Source organism: Streptomyces sp. CoH27 (genome assembly GCF_020181035.1).
Lineage (GTDB): Bacteria > Actinomycetota > Actinomycetes > Streptomycetales > Streptomycetaceae > Streptomyces > Streptomyces camelliae.
In genome coordinates, this window is sequence record NZ_JAIQYY010000022.1 from 56,293 (window position 1) to 83,092 (window position 26,800).

The following is a 26,800-nucleotide window of genomic DNA, read 5'->3' on the forward strand; positions in this document are numbered from 1 at the left end:
GCCTTGCCGCGCTTCTGACGCGGGCGCAGCGGCATCCGGGACTGCTGCCGGCCATCCGGGATCGATGCAGTCCTGCGTCTCCGTTCCTGGTGCGTCCAACTCCCCGGCGGGCATGAAACCCGGTGTCCACTCACGAGGATCGGCCTCAGTCGGCGGCAGGTCCGCCGATGCCGGCGGCGAGTACCGGAGATCATCGCCTTCTTCGCGACCTCGGGAGCGGCGATGCGTTGCCAAGAGGGGATGCGCTCGAAGCCGAAGCGGCCGGCGGAGCGCGGGACCCTGGCCGAGCCTTCGTGCGGCTGTTCGGGGTCGACGGCAGGAAGCAGGGGTGGTGAGCGTGGCGAGGCCGTCCGACGGTGGGCTCGCGGAGTACGTGGGCCGCTCCCTTTGACGGGCGGTCTCGCGGGATGCCGCGTGCGACGCCCGCACGGACGCAGGTGTCGCACGCGGCCGAAGGCCGGGCGTCAAGCGGAGGGCGCCGATGCCGGGGTGTACTCGTACCAGTCGAAGGCGACCGTGCCCACGGTGGCGTACATGCCGATGACGCGGCCGGTGAAGCCGCCGGCGACCTCGGTGGACAGGTAGCGCCCGTCCAGTTCGGCGAGGGGCTGGGCGTCCGGGGCGTCGGGGTCGCCGAGCCAGAAGGCGACGGTGTCAGGGCCGGTGGTTCCGCCATCGGTGAGTTCCGGCGACGCGGGCACAAGGTCGGACGTGCGGATCGTGACGGTGAGGGTCAGCGGTCCGGACGGGACCGGTCGGCCGGCCACGGTCTGGCGCAGCGGACCGATGCGGGCGACGACTCCGGCCTCACCGTTCCCGACCTCCAGTTCGTAGTGGTGGGCTTCGTCCAGGCGCACGCTGAGGCCGCCGCGTCCCGTACCCGGGTCGATCGCAGCGGTGACGCGGCAGTCGTGGTGTTGCTGGCGGCGGCCGACGAAGGTGTACCCGGGGCGGTCGAGGGTGGCGCCGGTGGCTCTGAGGGCCAGCCAGCCAGGGCGCTCGGTGAGCGACCAGGAGCCCTCTGGGCGGGTGAAGGGCGAGACCCAGTGCGGCGCGAGAGCGGACTCGTCGAAGTCGTCGCGGGCGGGCAGGGGCGGAACGGGGTGCCAGGCACCGCCCGGGGCCGCGTGACTCTCGGGAACGGGCGCGACGACGGGCCAGCTGTCCTCGTCCCACTCCACGGGGGTCAGGAACGTCTCGCGACCGAGCACGTGCACGTCGGGTGTGAAGCCGCGGGGCCGGACGCCGAGCAGCACCATCCACCAGCTGCCGTCGGTAGCCTGCACCAGGTCGGCGTGGCCGGTGTTCTGGATGGAGCGGCCGGTACCGCTGTGGGACAGCAGGGGGTTGGCGGGTGCGCCTTCCCAGGGGCCGCGCGGCGAGCGGCCGCGGGCGATGGACACGCTGTGGCCGCGTTCGGTGCCGCCTTCCGCGATCAGCAGGTACCACCAGTCGCCGATGCGGTAGAGGTGCGGCGCCTCGGGGTACTTGAGGCCGCTGCCCGACCACGTGGCAAAGGGCCCCTCCAGCACCTCCCCCTTGACCGGGTCGATCCTGGCCATGTTGATGCCGCCTTCGGGCCCGGAGAAGGCGCACCAGCAGGTGCCGTCCTCCTCCCAGGCCAGATCGGGGTCGATCCCGGTCAGGTCGATCCACACCGGGTCGCTCCACGGCCCCTCGGGCCGCTCGGCCGAGACGACGAAGTTGCCGCCGCCGTCGATGTTGGTGTTGATGACCCAGTAACGGCCGGCGTGGTAGCGGATCGTGGGGGCGTAGAGGCCGCCGGACGCCTTCGCACCAGGGAGAGGCAGCGGCAGTTGCTCGGGCCGGTGGAGCACGTTGCCGATCTGCTCCCAGTGCACGAGGTCCTTGCTGTGGAAGAGCGGCAGCCCGGGGAAGTACTCGAAGCTGGAGCACACCAGGTAGTAGTCGTCACCGACCCGGCACACGCTCGGATCGGGGTGGAACCCGCTGATCACGGGGTTGTCGTACGTACGCACAGAATGTGTTCCTTTCCGGCCGCCTGGCGTCGTGGAGCGAGTCCAGGCGGTGCCGTGACTGCTGCTCGCAGGTTCATCGGGTTGAGTCCGCGTCAGTTCGGAATGCTGATCAGCGCGCTGCGGCTGGAGGGGGCGGCCCCTCCGGCCCGAGCCCTGCCCGCGCCTGTCCATATGGAGATGGGCGTACTCGGCGGCCCGCCGAGTACGCCCATCTCCAGCACATGCCCCCGTCCACCGCCACACTCAGTCCGGTGCTGACCGGTGTCAGCCGGACCTCGCCGCCGTACGAGGGGCCTGGGTGAGTGGATCCTTCCAGTAGGCGTCGAGGCCGTCCGGTTCGGTCTGGCTGCTGCGGCAGCGCCGCAGCTCGGCCTCGGGCAGGTCGGTGTACATGCGCGGCCTGTCGTTACGTCAGCGGCATTCGACGGTGACGACGGGGTGCAGCCTGCGGGTGTGGTCGACCTCCCGGACGGGGCCGGTCAGGCGCAGCGGGACCGTGATGCGGTGGTCGGTGCTGCTGGCGGAGATCCGCAGCTCCAACTCGCCGGGTTCGACGATGCGACGGCCCCCGCGGCCGGTGAAGGAGGCCAGGTCCGCGGGCAGTTCCAGGTGGACCCGGCAGACTTCCCCGGCTTCGAGCGGGAGGCGCCGGTAGCCGACGAGGCGCTGCACCGGCTGGACCACGGAGGCCACCGGGTCGTGCAGGTAGAACTGCACCACCTCGCAGCCGGAGCGTTCGCCGGTGTTGAGGACCTCGAAGGCGATCCGGAAGCTGCCGTCGGTGCCGGTCTCCGTGACGCTGACGTCGAGCGCGGACCACTGGAATTCCGTGTAGCTGAGCCCGTGGCCGAATGCGTAGGCCGCGCTGGTACTGGTGCTGGACACGTCGCTGTCCTGGGCCAGCCGGGCGGCCAGGTAGGTGGAGGGCTGGACACCCTTGTGCCGCGGCACACTCACGGGCAACCGTCCGGAGGGGTTCACCCGCCCGCTGAGCACGCCGGCGATCGCCTCGGTGCCCGCCTCCCCAGGAAAGAAGGACTGCACGATTGCCGCTGCTTCTGTGTCGGCGCGCCCCAGTGCGTAAGGGCGGCCCGCCAGCATGACGAGCACCACGGGCGTGTCGGCATCCAGCAGGGTGTCGAGCAACTGCTGTTGCACGCCGGGTAGTTGCATCGATTCGGCGTCACATCCCTCGCCGCTGGTGCCGCGGCCGAACAGGCCGGCGCGGTCCCCGAGGGCGAGCACCACGACGTCGGCGATGCGGGCCGCCGCGACCGCCTCGGCGAAGCCGGCCGTGCTGTCGCCGTCGACCGTCGCACCGGGCGCGGAGAAGATCTCGGCGTCGGGAAACTCGGCCGCCAAGGCCTCGCGCAGCGTGGGCAGCGCGATGCCGGTCGGGACCTCGGGGTGTTGCGAGCCGACGTGCACGGGGAAGGAGTAGCAGCCCAGCACGGCCGTCGGCGTGTCGGCGTTGGGGCCGATCAGCGCGATCCGGCGGGGGCGGCCGAGCGGCAGCGTGCCGTCGTTGCGCAGCAGCACGACGGCCTGCTCTGCCAGTTCGCGCGCCAGCTGCCGGTTGGCCGGGGGGTCCAGGTCGACGCTGCCGCGCAGCGCCTCGGGAACGGCCGGTTTCGCTCCGGAGAGCGCCTGCGGAACCGGGTTCCAGTCGGGGTCGAGCAGGCCGAGCTGTACCTTCTGAATGAGGATCCGGCGCAGGGCGCGATCGATCAGCTCCTCAGGGACGGTGCCGGCCTTGACCGCGTCGAGCAGCGGCTGTCCGAATGTCTTGACGGTCGGCAGCTCGACATCGACGCCGCTGGCGAGGGCAAGCCCGGCGGCCTCGGCCCAGCTTCCGGCGACGCCGTGCAGGAGCTTGAGAAAGGCGATGCCGAAGTAGTCCGCCACCACTGTCCCGTCGAAGCCCCAGGTGTCCCGGAGCAGACCGGTGAGCAGTTCCTGATCGGCTGCCGAGGGGATGCCGTCGGTGTCCGTGTAGGCGTGCATGACCGAACGCGGTCGGCCTTCGCGCAGCGCCATCTCGAACGGGGGAAGGATGACGTCGGCACGCTCGCGGGCGCCCATGCTGACCGGTGCGAGGTTGCGGCCGGCCCGCGAGGCGGAGTAGCCGGCGAAGTGCTTGAGCGTGGCGACGATCCCGGCGGACTCCAGGCCCTGCACGTAGGCGGTGGCGATGGTGCCGACCAGGTACGGGTCCTCGCCGATGGTCTCCTCGACGCGGCCCCAGCGGGCGTCGCGCACCACGTCGAGCACGGGGGCGAGGCCCTGGTGGACGCCGACGGCGCGCATGTCGGTCCCGATGGCGGTGGCCATGGTGCGCACCAGCTCGGGGTTGAAGGTAGCTCCCCAGGAAAGCGGGACGGGGTAGGCGGTTGCCCCCCAGGCCGCGAACCCGGCAAGGCACTCCTCGTGGGCGATCGCGGGTATGCCGAAGCGGTTGGCGGCGACGATGCGCTGCTGGGAGCGGGCGAGTGAAAGCGCACCGACGGCGGCGTCCACGGGAACGGTGCCGAAGGGCCGGGTCAGCTGGCCCAGACCGTGCGGCAGCAGCTCGTCCAGGTCCGGCGGCTCCTCCATCTCGTGCTGGTGCGGGGCGACCTCGCCGCCCTCGTCGGAGGCGCCCACCCAGACGCCGACCAGCTGCGCTGTTTTCTCCCGCAGGGTCATCGCCGCGATCAGGGCGTCGGCCCTGGTCGCGGGGTCGAGCGAGACGTCCCGCCACACAGGGGTGGCGATCTCGGCGGCGGGGTTCATGTTGCCGGTCACTTTCCTCCGACCCCCATGAGCCCCTGGACCAGGGCGCGGCGGGCGAACAGGTAGACGATGAAGATGGGGAGCATGGACAGCACCACGGCGCTGAGCAGTCCAGGGACGTCGACGCCGTGTTCGGTCTGGAAGTTGTACAGACCGAGGGTGATCACCTTGGTCGAGTCCGACTGGGTGAGGATCAGCGGGAAGAGGAAGCCGTTCCAGGCCTGCAGGGCCGAGAAGACGACGATGGAGGAGAGCCCGCCCTTCGACAGCGGCAGGACCAGTTGCCTGAAGACCCGCCACGGGGAGGCTCCGTCCATCGCCATGGCCTCGTACAGCTCGGGGGTGATGTCGCGCATCGCCCCGGTCAGCACCAGGGTGCACACCGGCAGCGAGAACGCGGCGGTGGGCAGGATGACGCCGATCAGGTGGTCATAGAGCCCGGCCTTGCTGATCACGTAGAACATCGGCACGATCACCGCCTGCGCGGGGACCGCGAGTCCCAGCAGGAAAACCCGGAACACGACGGTGATGGTCCGGCCCTGGGCGCGCACGATGGCGTAGGCGAGCGGCGGCACCACCACCAGCACGATGCCGACGACGCTGACGGTGACGATCAGGGTGTTGAGGAAGTCCTGGCCGAAGCCGTTGGAGAATGCGTTGAAGTAGTTGCTCAGGGTCAGTTGCGAGGGAAAGCTCAGCGGGCCCTGGGTCGAGTAGTTGGATGTGGTGCGCAGGGTCGCGATCAGCAGCACGTAGAGCGGAAGGCCGATCAGAGCGAGCCATATCAGGGAGCCCAGTCCTGCGAGGTAGTTGGGGCGCTGCCGCATCAGATCCCCTCCGCCGTGCTGCGCATCTTGTCGTAGCCGGAGAGCCGGACCACGGCCAGGGAGATGAGGGTGGCGACCACGACCAGGACCAGCGCGATGGCCGAGCCGGCGCCGAAGTCGTATTCCTTGAAGCCTTGCTCGTACATGTAGTAGGCGCTGACCGTGGTGTCCGTGCCGGGGCCGCCCTGGGTGAGGATCAGCACCGTGTCGAAGGTGGTCAGCCCGCCGACGACCATGAGGATCATCGATGTGATCATGGTGTTGCGCAGTTGCGGCAGGGTGATGTGGAAGAACTGCCGCACGGTGCCGGCCCCGTCGATCGCCGCGGCCTGATAGAGCACCTGCGGAACCGCGCGGGCGCCGCCCTGGTAGAGCAGCGCGTGCAGTGGGGTGAACTGCCACATTCCGACGAAGGTCAGTACCGCGATCGAACCGGACTGGCTGCCGAGCAGGTTGCCGTTGCCGAACAGCCAGGGAAGCTGGCCCGGCATGCCGAAGTTGGGGTCGAGCAGGGCGCGCCACAGCACCGAGACCGCGGTCGCCGAGAGCAGCAGGGGGACGAAGAAGATCGCGGACAGCACGGCCCGGTTGCGCTGGGGTCCGGCCGCCCAGACGCCCAGCAGGATGCTGACGGGCGTCTGCGTCACGACCCCGAGCACGGTGAGCACGACGGTGAGCCAGATGCTCTGGGTCATCACCGGGTCGTGGATCAGCTTCGTCCAGTTCGCCAGGCCGTTGAAGTGCGGCGCGGTGACACCGTCCCAGCTGGTGAAGGACAGCACCGCGACCAGCACCAGCGGGAGGATCGCGAACAGCAGGAAAAAGAGCGTCGCGGGTATCGCCCAGGCGAAGCCCGGGCGGGTCACCCCGACGCCGGCCCGGCGCGCCTTGAGGCGGCGGCCGGACACGGCTGCGAGAGAAAGTGAGCTCATCGGTCCTACTCAGGAGTTGGACAGCGACTGCATCGCCTGGATGAAGCCGTTGGCGTCGGTCTTGCCGTCGAAGAACTTCTGAATGGCCGTGTGGAGCGGCGTGGCCGCCGCCGGCGGGTAGGCCTGGTCCCAGGACAGCTGGAACGACGGCGCCGCCTTGACCAGGTCGTACTGGAACTTCGAGTAGTCAGGACTGGCCGAGGTGGACAGGAAATTGGCGGTGTTGGTGGTGGTCGGCAGGTTGCCGATGCCGAGCTGGGCCTTCACGAACTCGTCGGAGTACATGAGCTTGAGGAAGGCCGCCACGGCGTCGGGGTGCCGGGTCTTCTTCACGACGGAGTAGAAGTTGTTGGTGTTGCCGACGACGTCCTTCGGGTCGCCCTTACCGCCGCTGACGGTCGGGAAGGCGCTGTAGCCGAGGTCGTTCTTGGCGAAGTCGGGGTTGTTGGACTGCTGCGTGGAGTACTCCCAGGAGCCCATCAGCTCGAAGGCGGCCTTGCCCTTGGCCAGCAGCGCCGGGGACCCGCCGTCGGTGAACTTCACCGAGTCGAAGTTGCTGCCGAATGCGCCGGCGTCGATCAGCTGCTTCAGCATGCCCAGAGCCTTCTGGCTGTCCGGGCCGGCCCACGCGCTCTTGTCACCTGCGAGCGCCTTCTGGAACAGGCCCGGTCCGGCGACCCGGTCGAAGACGTACTCGAACCACATGAGACTGGGCCACTGGTCGCCGCCGCCGAGCGCGATCGGAGTCAGGCCCTTGGCCTTGAGCACCTTGACGTCGTTGATCAGGTCGTCCCAGGTCTGCGGGACGCTCAGGCCGGCGCTCGCCAGGACCTTCTTGTTGTTGAAGAGCAGCACGGGCTGCGTGCCGCGCATCGGGACACCGTAGGACTTGCCGTCGACCACCGCGGTGTTGAACACCGAGGGGAGGAAGTTGGACTTGAGCCCCGGGTCCTTGGCGATCATGTCGTCCAGGGGGAGCAGGAGGTTCTTCTTGGCGAAGGGCGCGATGCTGCCGCCGCCCCAGTTGAAGAAGATGTCCGGGGCCTGCGGGGTGTTGATGATCGTGTTGAGCTTTTGCTGGTAGTCGGCGCCCGGGATGGTGTCCAGCACCGCCTTGACCTTCGAGGTCTTGTTGAAGGTGTCGACGATCTGCTTCTCGACCTTGTTCGCGGCGTCCCCGTAGACGAGGACGTGGATCGTCCCGGAGCTGGAGCCGCCGCTGGACCCGCACGCGGTGGTCAGACCGAGCATCAGCGCGGTCGTTGCCGCTACTGCGGCGAATCTGTTCCGGGTCGCACCGTTGCGAACGGTCATGCGAAGAGAACCCATTGGATTGCCACTCCGTCGATAATTTCGAAGAGATTGCCGAATGATGCGGGAAACCTAGGCGTAACCTCAACCTTCGTCAAGGGGTTGGAAGATCTCGATTCGGACGTATCGGCTGAGGCCCTGACCAGCTAGTATCCGGCCGTAGTCCGCAACGGCTTCGTACTTCGCACACCAGGGCAGCACAGGAGGGCTCGTGACCAGAGCGGCGACACTCGCCGAAATCGCGCGCGAGGCGGGGGTGTCCACACCGACTGTTTCGAAAGTGGTCAACGGCCGCGCGGACGTCGCCCCAGCCACCCGGGAGCGGGTCGAGGAGCTGCTGCATCAGTACGGCTACCAGCGGCGACGCAGCAACAGCGCCCCGTCCAGTCCGTTGCTGGAGCTGGTGTTCCACGAGCTTGAGAGCGCCTGGGCGATGGAGGTCATCCGCGGGGTCGAGAACGTCGTCCGCGAGGAGGGAATGAGCGTCGTCCTGTCGGAATCCTCGGGCCGGCTCAGCCTCGGGCAGTCCTGGATGGACGGGGTGCTCGCCCGCCGCCCCACCGGCGTGGTCCTGGTACTGTCCGGGCTCGACAAGGCCCAGCAGGCGCAGCTGACCAGTCGCGGCATCCCGTTCGTGGTGATGGACCCGGCCGGGGACCCCGGTCAGGACATGCCGGCGGTCGGGACGACCAACTGGAACGGCGGCCTCGCCGCCACCCGCCACCTGCTCGACCTGGGCCACCGGCGCATCGGCATGATCGCCGGACCACGGCGGATGATGTGCAGCCGCGCGCGGATTGACGGCTATCGGGCCGCGCTGGATACGGCCGGCCTCGCCTTCGATCCCGCACTGATCCGCGAGGGCAACTTCTACCACGAGACCGGCTACTGGGCGGGCCTGGAGCTGCTGCGTCTCAAAGACCGGCCCACCGCCATCTTCACCGGCAACGACCTGCAGGCGCTCGGCCTCTACGAGGCCGCACGGGAGTTGGGCCTGAGCATCCCGGAGGATCTCAGCGTCGTCGGCTTCGACGACCTGCCCATCGCCCGCTGGGTCGGCCCACCCCTGACCACCGTCCGCCAGCCGCTGACCGAGATGGCCGAAGTCGCCGCGCGCATGGTGATCGACCTCGCCCGCGGCAACCCACCGTCCGCGCTGCGCGTGGACCTGGCTACCAGCCTGGTCGAGCGCAGCAGCACGGCCCAGCCCCCGTCCACCGACCACCACTGAGTCGTCGGCACCTGCTGCTGGATTCCTTGACTGGGTATATGTCCTGGTGGCGCCGTAGTTCGGGCGCTCGGGAGGGGGTGCTGAACGGTGGTGTTACAGGCGCGGCCGAGCCGTGACGAGGACGAGCAACGGATGGTGCGTCGGCTGGTGCGAGTGCGCAAGGCGCCGCGTCCTCGGCGGTCTGGTCCTCACCGCGCTCTTCGGCACGGTTGCCGCCGCCGAGGCCGCTGCACACGCCCAGCACACCACCGTCGTCCGGGCCGACGGTTCCGACGCGGGCACCGTACGGACGTGACCGACCCGTGGACCTGACCCCACCGAGGAAACAGGAGAAGCGAAAAGCATGAGCGTCATCGGAAATCTGCTGGTCGAACTGACCGGGACCGCCGAGTAAGCCCGCGAGGCGGTGGCCCATATCGCCCGCAGGGCCCTGGTCCCGGACGGCACGTCTCTGGGCAGCGACCGGTTCCCGGCGCTGTACCGGGCCGTCGACGCGGCACTCGTCGAATCCTCCTCCGTCAGCCTGCGAGACCCCGACCGCTACGCCAGATCCCTGGACGAGGTCTCCACCGAACTGGGTCGCTCCGCACACAACCCGTAAAAGCTCTGCTTCGTTGTATGGGACATGTCCGAGACAGCCGGCATCAGTCTCGGGACGGATGCGACGCCGTTCGACGCGACGGATCTCGAACAGATACTCCTCTCCTTCGAGAGGCGGCTGGTCGGAGCCGCGATCGGCGGTCACGCCGCACGGAGCCGCTCCTTCGTCGGCGCGTAGTGGCGCGGCGGGGGTGCGGAGGGTCGACGTCGAGATCGGGCTCCGCAGCCGTGCCCGCGACGACGGTGTTGCTGAGGATGCCGATGCGCTCCACCGTCATGATGACCGTGTCTCCGGGGACAGCGGAGGCCCGTATCTCCGGGGGGACAGCGGAGGGGGATCCAGCCGCGCCCCTGAGGCCCCAGAACTTCGGTGCCTCGGGAGGCGTACGCGGCCGTCTCCTCGAAGGCCCACGGCATGTGGGCGGGGTTGTCCCGGCCTGAGGTGCAGCTGTCTTCCGGCGCTCTTACGGTCCTGGGCCGTCCAGCCCCGCGGGGGCAGCCGCACGTACGTCACGCGGGCTCGCGCCGAGTTCACGGCGGCAGGCCTTGTTGAAGGCCTGGAGATCGGCGATGCCCACGGACGCGGCGATGGCGGTGATGGACAGAGTGGAGGACAACAGCAGGTGGCGGGCGCGTTGAAGGCGGCGATGCCGGATGTACGAAACGACTGTGAGGCCGGTTTCGGCACGGAACACGCGCGTCAGGTGTGTGTGGGAGATTCCGACGGCGCGAGCGACGTCCGGTACGGACAACGGGCCGGCCAGGTGTTCCTCGACGTAGGCCTGGGCGGCTGCCACGAAGGGGTGGCGGCGCCTGGCTCCATCGCCCCTCGGCAACTCGGCGATGCGCCACAGAGCGGTCCAGACCTCGGCCGAGGCTCGCGGGGGAGAAGTCGGCATGGCCGTCACGGCGTGTCGGAGCAGATCGGCCAGGCGTGTGCTCTCGGCCGCGGCGTCCTGCATCACCGGCACTACCCGCGCGGTTCCGCCGTCGTGCAGGCGCAGATGGACGTAGATATGCTCCGACCTGCCCCGGTAGTGAAAGTGCACCTCCGTGTTCGGCGGCACCAGGCTGATGTGGCCGCGGCGTATGGGGTGGACCGACTGCCCGAGGGACAGGGCACCCTCGTAGTTGTAGAGGTGCAGCTGCCACAGGTCGGGCAGCCGGAAGACGTCGTGGTCGGTGGAGACGCCGTGCACCCCGATGCCTGCGTTGACCACGGTGGGCGGCTCGTCGAGCCGTAGTGTCACGTGTTTCATGAGGATGGAAAATTACCAGCACTGGACGATTTCAGCCCACGACCGATCCGCACCGGGCACGTACGTTCGTCGCATGTCAACCAGCAAGCAACTCCTGACATCGGTTCAGGTGGCGCGCTTTGTCGCGCAGGGATTTCTGCGCCTGGACGGGGTGGTGCCGCAGGAGATCAATGAACGGGCCGTCGCGGCCTTGACCGAGGGCCTGCCGGGAGTGTCCTACGGCACTCCGCTGGGCAAGGCGTTCGCGCCGGACACCTTCGTCCACGAACTGCTCGCCCTGCCGGTCGTCGCAGGCGCTGTCGAGAGCCTGGTCGGCCCCGAGCCGACCGTCGACCACCATGCGGTTCATGTGCGCGAGCCGCACGAGGGACAGGCGCAGCCGCTCCACGGAGACGCGATCATCGATGTGCGGCCGGATGCGTTCGACATCCAGCTCATGTACTACCCGCACGAGGTGACCGCCGAGATGGGCGGCACCCTCAGTGTGCCCGGAAGCCATCTGCGCAGGATCAATGAGACGGACGTCGGCCGCGTTCAGAACCTCAGGGGGCAGACCCGTCTGATCTGCCCGGCAGGCACGGTTGTTCTCGTGCACCACGGCATCTGGCACAGTGGCCGCCGCAACGACACCGCGGGCCGTCGCTACATGTACAAACTCCGCCTCAACCCGACCGTGCCGCAGGTGCGTCTGTGGGACATCTCCGACCTGAACGACCCTGCGGTGACCGCCGAACTCAACACGTACTTCCCCTGGTACGAGCAGGCCACGGCCCGACTGGAGATCTACAACCGGGTCCTCCTGTGGCGGGCCCTGACCGGTGACGACTCGTTCGATGTCGAGTACTGGGTCACGCGCGTGAGTAATCGGCCGGCCTTGAGGAGTCACGCATGAGGCAGCAGGTTCTGGTCCTCTATCTCGCGTCGTCGGCGCTGGACTCCGACGTCGTGGGCTGGTCCCGATACGACGGGACCGGCCGGACCCGTCCGACGACCGGTGACAGCGACGAGCCGCCCTATCCCACTGGGCTTGCCGCGCTGCACGACGGGTGGCGCCTGTTCCAGGCCTCCCAACTACTGCCACCTCAGTCCGGTCACGAGTACGACGTCTCCTTCCTCAAACACGAGTTCTTCTTCGAGAAGGTGGAGGACAGCTCTGGCCCTTGACCCGGTGCTGGAACTGCTGCTCCTGTCCGTGGGTGGCGTAGCCGTAGCAGGCGTTGAGTTCCTGTTGATGGCGTTTGCGCAGGCGGGTCTCTCCGCGTGAGAACGACCGGGACTGCGGCGCAGGCCGGTCCCGGTGCCGGCGGGAGCGAGCGGCACCCGCCCGTCGCGTCGGACGGCCCCCCCGAAGCCAGGCGGTGGAGTCGGGGGCCGTCACCACGAGTGCCGCGGGGGACTGCACGTGTCGCCCAGTACAGCGCGCCTGCCGTCGCGGGGTCACGCAGCCGCGCCCACCGACAACCGTCAGCAGCGGGATCCCATCGGTGTGAGTGCCGCTGCAGGGCCCCGCGAGGTCGGGCCGCGCCGGTCGGCTACATCCGGCGTCATTGAAGGGCACGTGAACCGGGTGAAAATCATTCAAGCGAGCCATGTACGGCAGGGCCTCCTTCTCGCTCCTTCGGACCAGGAGCCTCACTCCACCACGAGCTTCACCCGACCGTGAACAAGCCGACCGCAGGAAGCCGCATCAGCTGCGGGCGGCCTGCGCGCCGTGCCTTCTCGGCGGCGAATCCACTATGCGAGTCGTCTGGTGGAACAGTCCGCGGACTCCGGCTGCCAGTGCCCATGCCAGGAGGGGAAATGCTGCTACCCGCTCCATGCCTCTCATCCCGAGCCCGACATAACGGTGGGAGAAGAAGAGTCCGAAGGCCGTGATCGCCGCTGCTCCGAGCAGGCAGGTCGCCCAGCGCAGCAGTCCCGGCACATCGTCCGCCAGGCCGACGCCCGCCAGCACAAGACCGATGTTGCCCATGGCCATAATTAGCAGCGCACCCAGGACATGCTGGTTCTCGTGGACGTCCGCAGGCGCCAGCCCAGCCAACACGAATCCCACGCCGGCGCAGGCCAGCAACCCCCGGGCCACGAGCGCGGTCGCGCCTCTGCGCCACATAGCCCTGGTGAAGAAGACACCGACGACCAGCAGTGTTCCCAAAGCGATGAACGAGGCGTTCATCAGGCCGTGTTCGGGCGAGCAGATATAACGGGGTTCAGGTTCCGACTGCATGGCGCAGTGAGCGTTCCCCAAGTCGCTGATGTTGTTCCGTGCCCAGCTGTACGGTCTGGTCCAGGCCGACTCAACGGTTACGTGGGCCACAAAGAACTGCGCCACACCTCCGACCCACGCGGCGTATCCGATCCGAGCCTTCAATTATCTACCTTCTCTCGCACAGTTCACGTACGAACAGCGGATCATGCGCCGCTGGCCTCAGGCACTCCGACAAGCCCCCGGGCACGAGGTAGGGCAGACCCTACGTGCAGTCACGACTCAAGGGCTCCGCGAAACTGCGGACAGAGCCTTGATAATCCCCAGGCTCGCTCCCGGCCTCCACTTGGATGCCGACCTCATCAATGAGGCTCGCTCAGGCAGAGCGTTGTTGTGGCCTGTGCGGTGAGCTGACGCGTCGTACATGCGCTGCGTGCCCCCTTGCAGGCGGCGCTGGGGCCGCTGGGTGCGGCGCTGAACCCGGGTCAGGTGTACGTCACTCTGTCGCGGCTGGAGAAGGCCGGCCTTGTGGCGTGCACGGACGCCGAGGGGCCGGCCGACCGCAAGGTCTACGAGGCCACCGCCGCCGGCCGGGAACGCGTGGCACGGTGGCTCGCGGGGGCGGGGTGGCCGAAGCCGGATCTGGCCGGGTTCCACCTGAACCTGCTTGGCGGCATGGACCGCCCGACCCGCGGGGAGGTCTGGCCGGGGGGTCACCGCTTGGACGCGCTCGGCGAACGGGCCCTGGCCCGGCTGCGCCGTCGGCACGTCGGCTTCGTCTTCCAGTCCTTCCATCCCATCGACGAGTTGTCCGCTGTGGAGAACGTGGAGTTCCCGGCACTGCTCGCCGGATGCGGACGCCGTCGGGCCCGCTGCCGGGCCGTCGAGCCGCTGGAGCAGGTCGGGTTGGGCGACCGGGCGCGCCACCTGCCCTCGGCACTGTCCGGGGGACAGCGCCAGCGAGTCGCGATCGCGCGGGGCGCTTGCCAACACGCCTTCGCTCATCCTGGCTGACGAGCCGACCGGCAACCTGGACAGCATGGCGACGCACGCTGGACCGGACCGTGACTCATCACTGCTCGTCCACGGTGACCGACGGGATCGCCTCGGTGCTTGAGTGCACGGTGACGTCCGTCGACCCGGACCTGGGTTTCCGTTTCCTCCTGCACCTCATCGCCTCGAATGACGTGGCGGTCACCGAGACCCAGTACGCTCGCTTCCAGGAGATCGGAGCACGTTACGGCCTCCACGAGGAATACGTCGCCGAGCAAGTGTCGCAACGGGTCCGGCCCACGTGACCGTGCGGTGCTCAGGCCCGAGACAGGGCACCATCATGGCGAGGCAGCGTGAGCAGTACAGCAGGTTCTACGAGGGCGACATCGGTCTCAGTACGCTCGCCGGAGAGCCGGCCGCGACGGCCGGGACCCCCGACGAGGCGCTGTCAATGCACCTGGCGTCCGAACTGGTCGCAGGTCTTCGTCGTGAGCGGAGGCCTCCGTCAGGCGGCGAGTCTTCTGCCAGGGATGTTACACCGACCGGTCGAACCCAGGATCGCTCTTTTCACGATCTCGATCGTCCGCCGCTGTTCGCGGTCCTCCTTGCGCAGCCGCCTGACTATTTCGCGCTCGGCGCTGGTCAGCTCACCGGACTCGCTCTCACCCCTGTCCGCCCTTGCCCGGCGGCACCAGCTGCGCAACGACTCGGAACTGGTACCGAGTTCCCGCGGGACGGGGGTGACCGTCTTGTCCGAGGAATCGACGAGCGCGATCGCGTCCCGCTTGTACTCCTCGGTGTACCGCTTCAGGACACGACGGAGCGCTGGGGCACGGTGCCCGCGTCGATCGGCGTGGAGCGGGTGGTGTACTGCGGTACGGGGGCGTCGTCGCGGCCGGTGTCGCGCACGAGTCCGTACCGTTCGCGGTCGGCGGAGTGCGGGGCCGGGGGAGTGGCGATGTCGTCGGCTGTCTCCTGCCAGGAGGAGGGCAGGACATCGAGGTTGTAGTCGGCCTGGGTTTCGTTGAGGTGGAGTGTGACGCTGCCGTCGAGGTAGTAGTACTCGTTCTGCCACATCTGCTGGGCTCCCGGCGGGAGGGTGATCAGTCCTTGCTGCCGGTTGCCCATCCAGGTGCCGCCGGCGGTCGCGCCCGGCTGGCGGTCGTCCATGCGGTGGCCGCCGCCCGAGGCCACGTGGAACAGCCTTCCTCGCAGTCCGGTCCACGAGGGCATGGTCAGCAACCCGGGGCGCAGCCCATACATCACGTCCCAGTGGACGGTGAAGTAGCCCTTCCCGCGCAGTACCACCGTGTCCCCGCGGTGGACGAGCTGGTATCCGTCCAGGTGCCTCTTGAGCCCCGTCATCGTCACCGTGGTCTGTGGGCGGTGGGGCAATGCCGCGGGCGGACGGTCCGGTGGCGGCGCGCTGTCCACGGTGTCGACCACCGACCCGTACTGCGGCCCTGGCAGGGACCGGGGCGAGGGACGCGAGACGGCCGAGCCCTGTACCGGTGCCGGCCTCGACGATGACGCGGATGCGGCGGGCGAGGGCGCGGATGCCGGGCCGGAAGCCGTCGGTGCGGTGGCCGGACGCGCCGACGGGCTGGACCATGGGCCCGCGTACACGAGCGCGCCGCCCACGGCGAGCAGCGCACTCGCCGCCACCACTGCCTTCGCGGTGAGGCTCGTCCCTGCGGTCCCTGCGGTCCCCGCCGTCGCGGAACCCCCGCCGCCTGAAGTGGCTGCGGTGCCGGCATGGTCGGCCACCGCGGTGTGCGTTCCCGTGGACAGCCACGGGCGCCAGGCCAGCAGTGCGGCAGGCAGGGGCAGGAGGGCCAGGGGCGCCAGAAGTCCTTCCGGGGCCAGCATGCCTTCCTCGTGACGCACGCACTGCGGGCACTGCCGCACATGGCGGCCGAGGCGTTTGCGCCACAGGCCGCTGGGGATCCCGTTCCAGTCCAGGGTCAGCCGGGTCAGTTCCCCGCATGCGGGCCTGGCAGCGAGGGCTCGGACAATGACGCGGGAGGTGTGCAGGCGTTCCTTCATGCGTTGCACCCGTACAGCCGCTAGATGGCCGGTCATGTCCAGAGCGGAGGCGAGTTCGGCCCGGGCGAGCCGGCCGGCCGTCTCCAGCCACCACAGTGACAGCAGCTCCCGGTCGTCCTCGTCGAGCCAACGGGTCGCGCGCACGGTCTCCTCGCGCTGCCCGGACAGCCGCAGGTCGAGGATGACCCCCTCGGCGAAGTCGGCGGCCGGGTCGGGCCGGTGCTCAGCCGCGTCGAACGCCGCTCCCGTCGTCTCCCTCCTGCCGCGCCTGCGGATGTGGTCGCGGACCTCGTTCACGGTGATGGTGATCACCCAGGACCGGAACGCCTCCGGGCGCTGCAGTCCGCCGATGCCGCGCAGGATGCGCATCATCGTCTCCTGGACGATGTCGTCGACGTCGTCGCGGTACGGGTGCGCACGTGCTGCGACGCTGTAGACCAGCGGAAGCGTCCGGGAGCTGAGCTCTTCCAGGGCACCGCGTTCCCCGGCCCGAGCCGCGGCGATCACGTCGGCCGCGGGCGCGGCATGCCTTGGCATCGGGTCTCCCTTCGACCTGCCGCGGATACGAAGCCCCGCTCGCGCCGACCGAGCCGGGCTGCGGGGGTCCTCGGGTAACCGCCGTCGGCATCACACACATTGTGGCAGCGATGTCATCGTAAGGGGTGAGCGCTGACAGCCATGGGCGGGCCGGTGGAATCCGTGGCGGCCGGGGATCAGCGGGAGTGACGCGGGGCCGTACGCTGACGCGAGCGGCTGCGTACGAAGACGAAGACCGCGGCGACGCCAGCGAGAACGACGCCCGCCACTCCTGTGACCGTCCACAGAGCACCGACGTTGCTGCCGGTGTCCGCCATGGTGCCGGTGGAGGTGCCCAGGGGCGTGGCCGCTCGGCCGTTCCGGGCGGGGCCGGCCTGTGCCGCGGATGGGTGTGCGGCCGTGGTGGACGTGAGAGCGGTGAGCACGGTGTGGGCGCCGGCCCGGCTGACGGAGAAGCGCGCCCCGCCGATGGCGAGATCGGTACCGGAGACCGTTGCGGTCGTCGAACCGACGGTCAGCTCGGGGGAGTTCAGGGACAGAAGGATCTTCGCGCCTTTGACGACCTGTAGCCGGCGCAGGGTCGTGTCGCGTGCCCTGCTGAGGTCCAGCACGGCCGAGGGACCGGTCAGAGCGACCGCGTCAGATGTCCGCAAAGAGGTCCCGGAGACGATCAGGCTGCCTCTGGCCACGGTGGTGGCGCCGGTGTAGGCGGCGCTGGTGACGGTGGTGGTCGCGGCTCCGCTCTGCGTCACCGATCCGGCGCCGGTCACCGCCGGGAGGGAGGTGGGTGTCCCGGTGTTGCGGAGCACGAGCGAACCGTTGTCGATCACCTTGTCGAGGGCTCCGCCGGTGTGGAGGCTTCCGTCGCCGCCCGTGGTCCCGGAGCCGAGATGGAGGGTCGCGCTCCTGCCGATGGTGGTGGATCCGTCGTAGTACTGCGCTGCTGCGAAGGTCACGTCGTTGCCGGGGGTGTCGGCAATGACGATGTCCCCGGCGCCGGGAGCGCTGAGGGTGTCGTGATACATGCCGCCGCCGATGGGCGCGCCCAGGGTTACCGGTCCGTTGTAGTCGAAGGTGAGCCGGGAGCGCTGTCGTCTGGCGTGCAGGTTGATGTAGACCGTCTGTGCCGTGCCGGGCATGAAGATCTGGTGGGTGGTCCCGTCGCCCCACTGGACGTCGGCGCCCTCGATGTTGGTGCCGCGCTTGTTGAGTTTGTGTGCCACGGGCCGCCAGTTCAGTGCGGGGTCGCTCAGCGAGGGCGCCGCCCCGTCGCCGCTGTCACTCCAGCTGTAGACGCCGGTGAGGATCACCTTGCTGCCCGGGCGGGAGTGCACGTTGACGTCGTTGCCGTACTCGTGGCTGTAGAAGTTCTGCCGCTGTACGACCGTGTGGTTGAGCGGGGTGTCGATGATCCATGAACCGCGGTTGACGACGGAGCGGGCGCCTGGCAGGTCGGCGGCACAGGTGGTGCTCGCGAAGTTGGCAACAGTGCCGTTTTCGAAGATGCCGGAGAACGGATTGGTGCCGCAGATCTGGAGCGTTCCCCACATGTTCCGGGGCTGGGTGACCAGGCCGGAGCCGCTGATGATGCCCAGGTTGAACAGCCGGGTCAGCGACAGGCGAAGTGTGCCGTCCACCCGGATGTTGTCCTGGTTCTGCTGGTAACCGGGCGTGTTGTACGGGAAGGACCCGATCAGGCCGGTCGTACCGCCGGTGCCGTACTGGAGGGTCGCCCCCGCGTCCACGGTGACCGCGGGCTCGTCGGGACTGCCGACCACGACATACGGGTGGTTGCCGCCCGGGATCTGGACCCTCTGGTGTTGCCGGGAGTGCGGCAGGGTGAAGGTGCTGTCCTTGGCGAGGACCAGCGTGCCGGTGCCGGACACGCGAAGGGCTCCTTCACCGCTGATCACGCCGGTGTACGTGTGGGTTCCCTGCGGGACGCGCACGACCGCGTCGCCGGTCAGGACGACATCCCGGTTCGCCAGGACGGCCGAGGTGATGTCGCCGTCTGCGGCGACTGCGCTGCCCACCGCAACCACCGGTGTGACGGCTCCCGCGACGAGAGCCGACGCCAGGACAAGGTGCCAAGAACGCTTCATCGAGTCAGGGTGCTTCCTGGAGTGCTGGTGATCCTTACGGACGTGAAGACCGGTGGCCGGCCACCGGGATCTCAAAAACCCGGAGAAGTTTTCGGTTCCGCCTACGCCGCCCATCCGGACCGGGAGCGCGGTCAGTTCTTCGTCCAGCTCACCGCAGATGCGGGAGGCCTCGGACTTGGAGATTCCGCTGTCCGCACCGAGTGCTTTGACCAGGTGGTCGACCGAGCGGGTCGAGACACCCTGCACGTATGTCTCCATCACCACGGCGAACAACGCCCGGTCGATCCTCCGCCGGAGTTTGTGACCCACATCGGCCGCTGGAACCTCGTCGAACGCACCCCCGTCGACATCGAGGCCGACGCCCGTGCCGCCGCGCCGCCGGGAACCGTCGCCGGACGGGACATCACCGCCGATGCCACTGGCCTGACGCTGTTCACGACGGTGCGGCGCGCTGACGAGCCGGGGCCCGCAGTCGGCTTCGCGTTCGTCGCCGACGCAGCCTCGATCGTCAGTCGAGGCCTTCAATGATGCGGAAGTCGCGCTCGACGCCGTCAGCGAGTGCGGCCAGCGCCTCCTGGTAGGCCGCACTCGCGCGTGCGGCGACTGCCTGTTCGAAGCTGTCGAACTCGATCAGGATGGTGCGCTCGGCGATTCCGGCGTCGTGTGCGACGACCCGGCTGCCGCGGGTGAGCAGCCGCCCGCCCGCGGCCCTGACGGCTGGACCGGCCAGCTTGTCGTAGGCAGCAAGCCTCTCAGGGTCTGCGATGGTGCGGTAGACGCTGACCCAGTAGCCCTTGGCCACGGTACCTCCTGTGTTCGGAATTGATGTTCAGAAGCATGCTCAGATCCATGGCCGGCGCGCTGTGGGTCAGCGAGCCGACGGAGACGGCGTCGAAGTCGGACGGCTTCGATCCTCAGCTTCCGGTTCGACTCGACCGGCCCAGGCCCGGCACACCGACTGGGGCTGTGATCGGATTGGTCTCGGGTGAGCGTCGGCGGGCGAGGGCGAGGCTGGCCATCGTCGTGATCGCCATCGCGGCGACGCCGACCAGCGCCGCGGTCGTGTAGGCGTCGTCGTTCGGGAAGAGGCGGCCCGTGGCGGTGCCGGCGGCCAGGATCAGACCGCCGATGGCGCTGCCCAGTGAGTACCCGACGCTGCGGACGACGTAGTTGAAGCTCATGGCGCTCGACGTCTCGCTCTTGGGGGTGACGGCCAGGATGACGCCGGGCATGGCGGCCGAGAAGCTGCCGACGCCGAAGCCCAGCACGCCCATGGCCGCGAGCAGTTCGGCCAGGTTGGACCGGGCGGTGGCGAACAGGACGAACCCGCCGCCGACGATGGCGGCGCTGCCGGCCAGGAGCAGGGGGCCGTCGATCCGTTCGCGGACCCGCGGCGTGAGCTTGCCGGCGACGAACCCCAGCACGGAGAACGGGATGAGGACCAGCCCCGCCACGAAGGTGGTCAGTCCGAAGCCGTAGCCGGCGCTGTGCGGCGTCTGCGCGTAGCGGGTGATGAGCGTGAGCAGGAGGTACATGCCGCTCCCGCCGACGAACATGGCGATGTTCGCCCCGGCGACCGCCGGGTGCCGTACCGCCCGGACGTCGACCAGGGGCGTCTTGGTTCGCAGTTCGGAAACGGTCCAGACGCAGAGCAGGAGTACGGCGGCGACGGCAAGGGTCACCGCCATGGCGAGGTGTCGGCTCCACAGGCTCCTCTCGCCGGCCAGGAACAGGACGAGGAGCAGTCCACCCGTCAGGACGAGTGCACCGGCCACGTTCACGTGAGCGGAGCGGCCTTCGGGAGCTGCGGGCATGGAGCGCCACGCGGTCACGAAGGCGATGGCGGTGACGAGTAGGCCGAGGCCGTAGGCGGCCCGCAGTCCGCCGAACTCGGCGAGCAGCGCGGCCAGCGGGTAGCCGACGCCGGCTCCGATGATGGAGACCACTGAGATCAGGGCGATCGTGGCCGCGCTGCGCTCCTCGGGAAGATGGTCGCGGGCCACGCCCATCATCAGCGCCGTGAGACCGAGTCCGACGCCTTGGGCCGCTCTGCCCACGAGCAGCCAGGCGAACGGCAGCGGCAGCACGGTGAGCGCGCTGCCGACGACGACGATCGCCAGCGTGGAGAGAATCGTGGCCCGCCGGTGCGGACCGGCTCCGAGCCGGCCGAGGACGGGTGTGGCGACGGCGCCGCTGAACAGGGCGATGGTCAGCGTCCACTGCGCGCTGTCGAGGGAGACGTGGAACGTGGTCGCCACGCTGGTGATGAGCGGCGTCCCGAGGCTGGCGACCGCCGCCACGACCAGGGCGATGAACATCAGGGCGGGGACCAGCAGACGTGCCTCGGACCGTATCAGGGCAGTGTTCATGGGCTGGTCATGAGCCTGGGCCGCGGTCACCGGTCCGACTCCGCTCGGGCGTGGCTTTCGAGCTCCGCCAGATGCAGCAGCGCCGGAAGGGCTGCTGCCAAGGCCTCGACCTCGTCACCGGTGAGTTTGTCGATCAACCGCGCGTACGCGTCGACGCCCGCCTGCCGTCGCGTCCGGACGTACGACGCGCCGGCCTCGGTCAGGCACACCAGCGTGACCCGCTTGTCGGACGGATCGCCCTTCCGCTCGACCAGCCCGGATTCCTCCAACACCCGGACCAGGACGGTCATCGCGGGCTGGGTGACGCCCTCGGCCACCGCCAGATCGGTGATCCGTCGCGGGCCGGTCTTGTCCAGGGTGGCCAAGGTGGCAGCGGACGTCAGGCTCATGTCGCGGGGAAGGCGTCTCACGGCCCTGGTGGCCAGACCGTAGAGAGCTGACCCGATGGCATCGGATGCGCCGTGCGCGGCGTCTCGGCGACTCATGCCTGAAGCATAGCAGCTTTATATGAATCATTTATGTATCTCTCGATCAGGGTTCTCGGCCGCCATCGAGTGCAACATGCCAGCCGCGTTGAGCGCGGCCGAGGGATCTTCTACGTTGGTGTCGAACCTCTGAACCTGCTGGCAGAAGTCCACGCCGGGGTTGAACCCGTCGACAGGTTTGTGACGGTTCTCGTGAGCCCTCGCCGTATTTCAGAGGGATACCCGCGCTGCTCTGCCAGCGGCAGAACACCAGCTGGACCGGGCTCGACGATCACTACAGTCCAGTCTCATGACGAAGATTACGACGCGTACGGTCGAGTATCCGGCCGACGGTTTGACGATGATCGGGCACCTCGCGCTCCCGGCCGGTGTCGACCGCCGGCCCGCGGTGCTGCTCGGACCAGAGGGCATGGGGCTCAGCGACGTCGAGCGCCGCCGGGCCGATGCTCTCGCCGAACTGGGATATATAGCGCTGGCCTTCGACCTTCACGGCGGGCGCTATTTGGGCGACCCCGAGGAGATGCTGGCCCGTTGCCTGCCGCTGCTCGCTGATCCCGACCGGATGCGGGGCATCGGCCATGCGGCGCTCGACGCGTTGCGCACCGAACCGCGGACCGACCCCGACCGGATCGCCGGCGTCGGCTACGGCACCGGGGGCGCCGTCGGGCTGGAACTCGGGCGCGGCGGCGTCAGCCTGCGTGCGATCGGGACAGTCAACGCACTGACCACGGGCCGACCGGGTGAGTCGGCGCGCATTCGCTGCCCGGTGTGGGCCGGGGTCGGGTCGGAAGACCCGATCATGCCGCCCGCGCAACGGAACGCGTTCACCGCTGAGATGCAGGCTGCCGGAGTCGACTGGCGCCTCACTGTCTACGGCGGCGCCTTGCACGCCTTCCACCACCCGCCGGTCGACCACGCCGTGCGCCCCGGCGTCGGCTACCACCCACGGCACGCGCAGCGAGCCTGGCGAGACGTCGTCGACCTGCTCGCCGAGTGCCTGCCCGTGACAGAGGATCTGGGGCATGACCCGGGTAAGCATGCTGGCGCCGGGCGCTGACAGTCCCCTCGCTTCAAGTCCGCACAGCAGAACCGCATTCGGGCGGATGCTCGATCGCCGAAACGCGTCACTTGCTGCGGCAGTTCCAGGAAGGCGGGGCGACGTGACGATCGAACCGGTGACCGAGCTCGGGAGCGGGGGCGCGCTTCGGTTGCCGCGCGCTCGGGTCGTACCTCTGTCCGTCCCGCCGTCGTCGTACACCGCGGCGGTCGAGCGGTACCTCACCGGCGCGGGCATCGCGAAGTCCTCCGCGCGGATCTACCGGATCTCGCTCACGACATGGGGGTGGATGCTCGCCGGCGAACCGGCGCCGACCGGACCCGCCCGCCGGGGCGCGCCCCCCGTCTTCCCGGTCGCCGCGATAGACGACCCGGCACTGCCGGAGGTGCTGGCCGAACTGGCGGCGGCGCGGGCGGACGAGATGGACGCCGACACCGTCAACCGGGAACTGCCCATCGCACGCGAGGCGATCGGCTGGTGGCAGCGCCAGGGCTGGATCGACGGCGACCCGACGATCGGCATCGAGCGGCGGCCGGCACCGCCCGACCGCACCAAGGCCCTCGCGGAGAACCAGATCGCCGCCCTGTGGCGCCTCGACGTCGCGCAGCGGGAGAAGACCCAGTGGAAGATGCTCTACCAGTGACGCCACAACCTTCCGCGCCGGGCCCTCCGAGTCGGAATGCGCGCAAACTGGGCAACCGGCCTGGACTAGCGCACCCCCTGAACAACCGCACTGCACCAGCACCGCTGCGTACCCAGGGCGTCTGCGCCCCCCTGCGACAAGGGCTACGAGCCCAGCCTCGACACCTATAGGGCATCCACGGCCCCGGTCGTTCACCGGCTGGCCGCGTAGCGCGAGCCCTGCCCCCGGCCATACAGACCGGGGGCGAGGCCAGACCCGGACGGCCACTCATCGGCAAAGGGCCGGCACCGGGTCGGTGTCCGGTCGCGGTCTTCCTGCACGCCATGGAATCCAGAGCAGTTTTGAGGAAGCTACGCGAAACGCTTCCGTGGACGCCGATCGAGTCGGTGTTGAAGGGGCGTCATGAAGCGGGGAACTCTTACGGATAGTACGGGGTGTACGTGATCGAGGAGACCTTCAGGTATCTCGCGCCGTCTGCTGTGGCCCATGTCGAGTCGTTGGGGTTGCCCGGCCAGTTGCCGCCGACGGCGGTGTCGACGATGAAGTGCATCCCGACCCCCGGGGCAGTGGTGTACCACTTGGTGCCGGTGATGGTGCCGTCCACGGCGAAGTCGATGTGATCGGGCCACCAGGTGAACGAGTACGTGTGGTACGTGTTGGTCCAGCCCGCAGAATTTGTCTTCGAGAACTGGGTCTGGGCGTTGTTGGGGTCGTGGAAGGTCTGATAGACGGTGTTCGGGCTCTGACCGACGATTTCGGCGGCGTCGAACTCCGGCAGCCACGGATTCAGGTAGGCCGCCCATACCGCAGGCAGGAGGCCCTGCCCGTTGGGCAGGTTCGCGGTGAAGCTGTAAGTGCCGTAGCCGTAGAGTGCCTTGGACTCCACGCGGCCCGAGTAGTACGTGCCGCCCGACTTGTAGGTCTTGATGACGAGAGTGCTCCCCTCGTACCAGACGCAGTCGGGGATGTAGGTCTCCAACTCGTTGTTGGCGGTCCACCGTCCGCTGATGGTGTTCCACGAGTTGACGGTCTGGGGGGTTCCCCAGGACGCTGCGTGGGCTTGCGGCTGTCCCAGGAAAAGCAGTGACAGCGCCGCCAGGGCGACAACTATCGGGCGTCCCGGCCTGAGATGTGCAGATGGCATCGCGGCTCCATTGCTCGGATGACATGGGGTGTGGGAGCCGTCCCACGCTCCTTCTATCGCCGGACTGTATGAGTCCGTTCAACGTCTGACAAGATGCGCGGCATGAATCGTTTTTCCGACTTCTGAAGTTGAAGACACCAGGTGTCGCGAGTGCGGTGGGTTGATGAGGGGCTGGTGAGCGGCGATGAGTGGCGAGGAAGGCATGCGCCGGCGTGGCTGGGGACGCTCGCGCAGCGGCCGCCCGAGAAGTGCGTGCATCCGGCGCCTGTGCGCGCCGGGTGCACGCCTCTTTCGCTCCTCTGTCAGGAGGGGATGATCTGCCACTGCTGCCGGGGGAGGGCTGTGTAGGTCCACTGGTTGATGGCGGCTCCGTCGGCGGTGGAGCCGCTGTCGACGTTGAGGGACAGGCCGCTGAGCCGGTTGGTGAGGAAGTAGTAGCCGCCGCCGGTGGGGGTGATGGCCCACTGCTGCTGGGGTGCGTCGGCGTCGACCCAGATGTCGGCGCCTCCGCCGTCCACGCGGGAGAGTCCACCGATTTCCATGAGCGTGCCACTCTTGACGTTGCGGATCTTGTAGTAGCCGTTGTCGGCCAGGACGATGGTCCACTTCTGGCCGGCCTGCTTCTGCCAGGACGACTGCAGGATGGGGGTGTTGTTGGCGGTGCCGGCACCCGAGACGTCGGCGACCTTGCCGCTGTGCCGGGCGACGAGGCGGTACACGGTGCCGTCGCCGGGGAAGACGGTGGAGACCAGGGCGGGTGTCGCGGTGCGGCCGCCGATGCGCAGGTTGCCGATGTTGGCGTAGCCGCCGGTGCCGGCGGTGACCTCGATGCGGACGAAGGCGGCGTTGCGGGCCGGCCATTCGACGAGTTTGGTGGTGTGGTCGCCGGCCCAGCGGGCGGTGGCGACCTGGGTGAAGGTGGTTCCGTCGGTGCTGGTGGAGATGGTGCAGGCGGTGATGTCGCCGTCGGTGGTGTTGGTGCGGTTCCACTGCTTGGGCAGGTATTCGAGGGTGGAGATGTTGCTCCATACGCCGCCCAGGTCGATGGTGATGCTCTGGGGAAGCGGGAGGCTCCAGGTGGACCAACAGGTCTCGAAGTTCCGGTCACTGAGGCCGTCGATGGCGTTCAGGGGTCCTTCGCCGGTGTGGTATGCGGTGGCGTAGGCGGCCACGGGGGTGACCGGGTGTTCGGCGCGGAGCATCTGGGTGGGCAGGGGCGGCCGGGAGGTGTGAGGGCCGCCCCAGGCGGCGCCGACCTCGGAGAGCCGGTTGACGATGTTGGTGTCCAGCACGCCGTTGCGGTTGGGCGGGCAGTTGAGGATGAACGAGGTGTACTTGGGCTCCAGGTCCGCCAGGTGGGAGAGGATGGAGTCCCTGCTCATCGGATCGGTCGTGGGCGTCGTCGGATGCCAGAACCACCCGTTGCTGATGGTCTGACCTTGCAGCGAGGCGTAGGTGTTGCCTGTCGGTGAGGTGATGCCGAGTGGCTCCTCGAAGTAGATCGCGTCGCCGAGGAAGGGCACCGACAGCCCGCCGTGGTCGATCATCACGATGTCGGGCTGCAGGGACTTCACATGTTCCCTGATGCGCTGGTAGGGGACAGCCTGCTGGCCCATCTGCCAGGCGTAGCCGTCGGTGACGAACATGTCGATGGTGCCGTAGTTGGTGAGCAGTTCGGTGATCTGGTTGAGGATGTAGGTGATGTTGCCGGGCTGGATGGCCTGGCCGGAGGCGACTTTGTGGCGGGTGTCGTAGGCCTGCACGCTGTAGGTGCGGTCCCAGATCGAGAAGTACAGGCCGACCTTGAGGCCCTGGGCCCGGAAAGCGGTCACGTACTGCGCGACGATGTCGTGCTTGTAGGAGCTGTTGGCGACGTTGTAGTTGTTGTAGGCGCTGGGCCACAGACAGAAGCCGTCGTGGTGTTTGGTGGTCAGGACGCCGTAGCTCATCTTCGCCGCCGCAGCGGCCGCCGCCCACTGGGCGCAGTCGACCGCCGTGGGCGCGAACAGAGCGGGGTTCTGGCGTGGGGAGGCCCACTCCTGGTTGGTGAACGTGCCCATGTTGAAGTGGTTGAACATGCCGAACCGCATGTTCACCAGGTTGCTGAGATTGGTCTGGAGGTCCGCGGCGGCCGCCTGAGGCAGCAGGCGGTCGAAGCCGGGAACCACGGGCAGCGCGCTCGCGGCCACGGCGGCGCCCGCGGCGCCCAGCAGGGTACGACGGGACAGCCTTCTTCCTGACGACATGGGTGTACTCCCGGTTTCGGGTGGCTCTGATGTGTCGGGGGTG

27 protein-coding genes and 1 pseudogene are annotated in these 26,800 nt (G+C 68.7%); 11 read left to right on the top strand and 17 right to left on the bottom strand.

Translation table 11 applies throughout. From position 1 onward, the window contains the following. Window positions 1-464 precede the first annotated feature (464 nt). The 6 genes from LE548_RS32670 to LE548_RS32690 all read right to left on the bottom strand — a co-directional run bounded on the left by LE548_RS32670 (window position 465) and on the right by LE548_RS32690 (window position 7,845). Window positions 465-2,000 (bottom strand): glycoside hydrolase family 43 protein, encoded by a 1,536-nt coding sequence (locus LE548_RS32670; RefSeq protein WP_225100624.1) that lies wholly within the window; start codon window positions 1,998-2,000, stop codon window positions 465-467. 264 nt (window positions 2,001-2,264) lie between these two features. Beyond that, a complete protein-coding gene (locus tag LE548_RS45630) occupies window positions 2,265-2,393 on the bottom strand; it encodes a hypothetical protein (protein WP_263636840.1) in 129 nt (42 codons plus the stop codon). A gap of 18 nt (window positions 2,394-2,411) precedes the next feature. Next, window positions 2,412-4,772, bottom strand: coding sequence for a beta-glucosidase (locus LE548_RS32675; protein ID WP_374116205.1), 2,361 nt, complete (start codon window positions 4,770-4,772; stop codon window positions 2,412-2,414). A gap of 8 nt (window positions 4,773-4,780) precedes the next feature. After that, entirely contained in the window at window positions 4,781-5,599 is an 819-nt protein-coding gene (locus LE548_RS32680; protein ID WP_225100625.1) for a carbohydrate ABC transporter permease, read from the bottom strand. Further along, window positions 5,599-6,531 carry a carbohydrate ABC transporter permease gene (locus tag LE548_RS32685; protein WP_225100626.1) on the bottom strand — a complete coding sequence of 311 codons (933 nt, stop codon included), beginning with the start codon at window positions 6,529-6,531 and terminating at the stop codon, window positions 5,599-5,601. Before LE548_RS32685 ends, LE548_RS32680 begins: the two co-directional genes overlap by 1 nt. Before the next feature lie 9 nt (window positions 6,532-6,540). Beyond that, window positions 6,541-7,845: an ABC transporter substrate-binding protein gene (locus LE548_RS32690; RefSeq protein WP_374116202.1), complete on the bottom strand. Its 1,305-nt coding sequence runs from the start codon at window positions 7,843-7,845 to the stop codon at window positions 6,541-6,543. A gap of 208 nt (window positions 7,846-8,053) precedes the next feature. Between LE548_RS32690 and LE548_RS32695 the strand changes: the two genes are divergently transcribed. The 4 genes from LE548_RS32695 (at window position 8,054) to LE548_RS32710 (ending at window position 9,851) form a co-directional block, all read left to right on the top strand. Further along, window positions 8,054-9,073 (top strand): LacI family DNA-binding transcriptional regulator, encoded by a 1,020-nt coding sequence (locus LE548_RS32695; protein WP_225100627.1) that lies wholly within the window; start codon window positions 8,054-8,056, stop codon window positions 9,071-9,073. Between the two features lie 112 nt (window positions 9,074-9,185). Continuing rightward, on the top strand, window positions 9,186-9,368 hold the full coding sequence (locus LE548_RS32700; RefSeq protein ID WP_225100628.1) for a hypothetical protein: 183 nt from the start codon (window positions 9,186-9,188) through the stop codon (window positions 9,366-9,368). A gap of 111 nt (window positions 9,369-9,479) precedes the next feature. Then, complete coding sequence (locus tag LE548_RS32705) at window positions 9,480-9,674, top strand: hypothetical protein (RefSeq protein ID WP_225100629.1); 195 nt, start codon at window positions 9,480-9,482, stop codon at window positions 9,672-9,674. Window positions 9,675-9,698: 24 nt separating this feature from the next. After that, window positions 9,699-9,851, top strand: coding sequence for a hypothetical protein (locus LE548_RS32710; RefSeq protein ID WP_225100630.1), 153 nt, complete (start codon window positions 9,699-9,701; stop codon window positions 9,849-9,851). A 286-nt stretch (window positions 9,852-10,137) separates the two neighbouring features. On the opposite strand, the gene LE548_RS32720 is transcribed toward LE548_RS32710, so the two are convergent. After that, window positions 10,138-10,932 (bottom strand): AraC family transcriptional regulator, encoded by a 795-nt coding sequence (locus LE548_RS32720; protein WP_225100631.1) that lies wholly within the window; start codon window positions 10,930-10,932, stop codon window positions 10,138-10,140. A 73-nt stretch (window positions 10,933-11,005) separates the two neighbouring features. On the opposite strand from LE548_RS32720, the gene LE548_RS32725 reads away from it, so the two are divergent. Beyond that, window positions 11,006-11,824, top strand: coding sequence for a phytanoyl-CoA dioxygenase family protein (locus LE548_RS32725; protein WP_225100632.1), 819 nt, complete (start codon window positions 11,006-11,008; stop codon window positions 11,822-11,824). Continuing rightward, window positions 11,821-12,096 carry a hypothetical protein gene (locus LE548_RS32730; RefSeq protein WP_225100633.1) on the top strand — a complete coding sequence of 92 codons (276 nt, stop codon included), beginning with the start codon at window positions 11,821-11,823 and terminating at the stop codon, window positions 12,094-12,096. Before LE548_RS32725 ends, LE548_RS32730 begins: the two co-directional genes overlap by 4 nt. A gap of 523 nt (window positions 12,097-12,619) precedes the next feature. Here the strand turns inward: LE548_RS32730 and LE548_RS32735 are convergent. After that, entirely contained in the window at window positions 12,620-13,261 is a 642-nt protein-coding gene (locus LE548_RS32735; protein ID WP_225100634.1) for a DUF998 domain-containing protein, read from the bottom strand. A gap of 315 nt (window positions 13,262-13,576) precedes the next feature. On the opposite strand from LE548_RS32735, the gene LE548_RS32740 reads away from it, so the two are divergent. Both LE548_RS32740 and LE548_RS32745 read left to right on the top strand, forming a co-directional pair. Beyond that, window positions 13,577-14,149: an ATP-binding cassette domain-containing protein gene (locus LE548_RS32740; RefSeq protein WP_225100635.1), complete on the top strand. Its 573-nt coding sequence runs from the start codon at window positions 13,577-13,579 to the stop codon at window positions 14,147-14,149. Between the two features lie 74 nt (window positions 14,150-14,223). Then, window positions 14,224-14,433 carry a hypothetical protein gene (locus tag LE548_RS32745; protein WP_225100636.1) on the top strand — a complete coding sequence of 70 codons (210 nt, stop codon included), beginning with the start codon at window positions 14,224-14,226 and terminating at the stop codon, window positions 14,431-14,433. A 200-nt stretch (window positions 14,434-14,633) separates the two neighbouring features. On the opposite strand, the gene LE548_RS46665 is transcribed toward LE548_RS32745, so the two are convergent. From LE548_RS46665 to LE548_RS32765, 4 genes and pseudogenes are all read right to left on the bottom strand, one after another. Further along, a complete protein-coding gene (locus LE548_RS46665; RefSeq protein ID WP_225100714.1) occupies window positions 14,634-14,939 on the bottom strand; it encodes a transposase in 306 nt (101 codons plus the stop codon). After that, window positions 14,936-16,711, bottom strand: a complete 1,776-nt coding sequence (locus LE548_RS32755) for an RNA polymerase sigma factor (protein ID WP_225100637.1) — start codon at window positions 16,709-16,711, stop codon at window positions 14,936-14,938. The genes LE548_RS46665 and LE548_RS32755 overlap by 4 nt, the downstream gene beginning before the upstream one ends. Window positions 16,712-16,887: 176 nt before the next feature. Next, window positions 16,888-18,813: an autotransporter gene (locus LE548_RS32760; protein WP_225100715.1), complete on the bottom strand. Its 1,926-nt coding sequence runs from the start codon at window positions 18,811-18,813 to the stop codon at window positions 16,888-16,890. A gap of 132 nt (window positions 18,814-18,945) precedes the next feature. Continuing rightward, window positions 18,946-19,107 (bottom strand): annotated as a pseudogene (locus tag LE548_RS32765) (transposase); the annotation flags it as partial. A gap of 6 nt (window positions 19,108-19,113) precedes the next feature. On the opposite strand from LE548_RS32765, the gene LE548_RS32770 reads away from it, so the two are divergent. Next, entirely contained in the window at window positions 19,114-19,341 is a 228-nt protein-coding gene (locus tag LE548_RS32770) for a hypothetical protein (RefSeq protein ID WP_225100638.1), read from the top strand. On the opposite strand, the gene LE548_RS32775 is transcribed toward LE548_RS32770, so the two are convergent. The 3 genes from LE548_RS32775 to LE548_RS32785 form a co-directional block, all read right to left on the bottom strand. Then, a complete protein-coding gene (locus tag LE548_RS32775; protein WP_225100639.1) occupies window positions 19,322-19,615 on the bottom strand; it encodes a DUF1330 domain-containing protein in 294 nt (97 codons plus the stop codon). The genes LE548_RS32770 and LE548_RS32775 overlap by 20 nt on opposite strands. 112 nt (window positions 19,616-19,727) lie before the next feature. Further along, window positions 19,728-21,182: an MFS transporter gene (locus LE548_RS32780; protein WP_225100640.1), complete on the bottom strand. Its 1,455-nt coding sequence runs from the start codon at window positions 21,180-21,182 to the stop codon at window positions 19,728-19,730. A gap of 26 nt (window positions 21,183-21,208) precedes the next feature. Beyond that, a complete protein-coding gene (locus tag LE548_RS32785; protein ID WP_225100641.1) occupies window positions 21,209-21,667 on the bottom strand; it encodes a MarR family winged helix-turn-helix transcriptional regulator in 459 nt (152 codons plus the stop codon). Between the two features lie 289 nt (window positions 21,668-21,956). Between LE548_RS32785 and LE548_RS32790 the strand changes: the two genes are divergently transcribed. Both LE548_RS32790 and LE548_RS32795 read left to right on the top strand, forming a co-directional pair. Beyond that, entirely contained in the window at window positions 21,957-22,724 is a 768-nt protein-coding gene (locus LE548_RS32790) for a dienelactone hydrolase family protein (RefSeq protein ID WP_225100642.1), read from the top strand. Between the two features lie 118 nt (window positions 22,725-22,842). Then, window positions 22,843-23,367, top strand: a complete 525-nt coding sequence (locus tag LE548_RS32795; RefSeq protein ID WP_225100643.1) for a hypothetical protein — start codon at window positions 22,843-22,845, stop codon at window positions 23,365-23,367. A gap of 418 nt (window positions 23,368-23,785) precedes the next feature. Here LE548_RS32795 and LE548_RS32800 read toward each other — a convergent pair whose 3' ends face one another. Further along, on the bottom strand, window positions 23,786-24,511 hold the full coding sequence (locus tag LE548_RS32800; RefSeq protein ID WP_225100644.1) for a family 16 glycosylhydrolase: 726 nt from the start codon (window positions 24,509-24,511) through the stop codon (window positions 23,786-23,788). Window positions 24,512-24,813: 302 nt separating this feature from the next. Further along, on the bottom strand, window positions 24,814-26,757 hold the full coding sequence (locus LE548_RS32805; protein ID WP_225100645.1) for an RICIN domain-containing protein: 1,944 nt from the start codon (window positions 26,755-26,757) through the stop codon (window positions 24,814-24,816). Window positions 26,758-26,800: the final 43 nt, after the last annotated feature.

Excerpts from the sequence above, each read along its gene's own strand:
- LE548_RS32720 (WP_225100631.1), bottom strand. The coding sequence starts at position 10,932 with ATGAAACACGTGACACTACGGCTCGACGAGCCGCCCACCGTGGTCAAC.
- LE548_RS32680 (WP_225100625.1), bottom strand. The coding sequence starts at position 5,599 with ATGCGGCAGCGCCCCAACTACCTCGCAGGACTGGGCTCCCTGATATGG.
- LE548_RS32785 (WP_225100641.1), bottom strand. The coding sequence starts at position 21,667 with ATGAGTCGCCGAGACGCCGCGCACGGCGCATCCGATGCCATCGGGTCA.
- LE548_RS32780 (WP_225100640.1), bottom strand. The coding sequence starts at position 21,182 with ATGAACACTGCCCTGATACGGTCCGAGGCACGTCTGCTGGTCCCCGCC.
- LE548_RS45630 (WP_263636840.1), bottom strand. The coding sequence starts at position 2,393 with ATGTACACCGACCTGCCCGAGGCCGAGCTGCGGCGCTGCCGCAGCAGC.
- LE548_RS32755 (WP_225100637.1), bottom strand. The coding sequence starts at position 16,711 with ATGCCAAGGCATGCCGCGCCCGCGGCCGACGTGATCGCCGCGGCTCGG.
- LE548_RS32690 (WP_374116202.1), bottom strand. The coding sequence starts at position 7,845 with ATGACCGTTCGCAACGGTGCGACCCGGAACAGATTCGCCGCAGTAGCG.
- LE548_RS32675 (WP_374116205.1), bottom strand. The coding sequence starts at position 4,772 with ATGAACCCCGCCGCCGAGATCGCCACCCCTGTGTGGCGGGACGTCTCG.
- LE548_RS32805 (WP_225100645.1), bottom strand. The coding sequence starts at position 26,757 with ATGTCGTCAGGAAGAAGGCTGTCCCGTCGTACCCTGCTGGGCGCCGCG.
- LE548_RS32800 (WP_225100644.1), bottom strand. The coding sequence starts at position 24,511 with ATGCCATCTGCACATCTCAGGCCGGGACGCCCGATAGTTGTCGCCCTG.
- LE548_RS32730 (WP_225100633.1), top strand. The coding sequence starts at position 11,821 with ATGAGGCAGCAGGTTCTGGTCCTCTATCTCGCGTCGTCGGCGCTGGAC.
- LE548_RS32725 (WP_225100632.1), top strand. The coding sequence starts at position 11,006 with ATGTCAACCAGCAAGCAACTCCTGACATCGGTTCAGGTGGCGCGCTTT.
- LE548_RS32685 (WP_225100626.1), bottom strand. The coding sequence starts at position 6,531 with ATGAGCTCACTTTCTCTCGCAGCCGTGTCCGGCCGCCGCCTCAAGGCG.
- LE548_RS32760 (WP_225100715.1), bottom strand. The coding sequence starts at position 18,813 with ATGAAGCGTTCTTGGCACCTTGTCCTGGCGTCGGCTCTCGTCGCGGGA.
- LE548_RS32790 (WP_225100642.1), top strand. The coding sequence starts at position 21,957 with ATGACGAAGATTACGACGCGTACGGTCGAGTATCCGGCCGACGGTTTG.
- LE548_RS32710 (WP_225100630.1), top strand. The coding sequence starts at position 9,699 with ATGTCCGAGACAGCCGGCATCAGTCTCGGGACGGATGCGACGCCGTTC.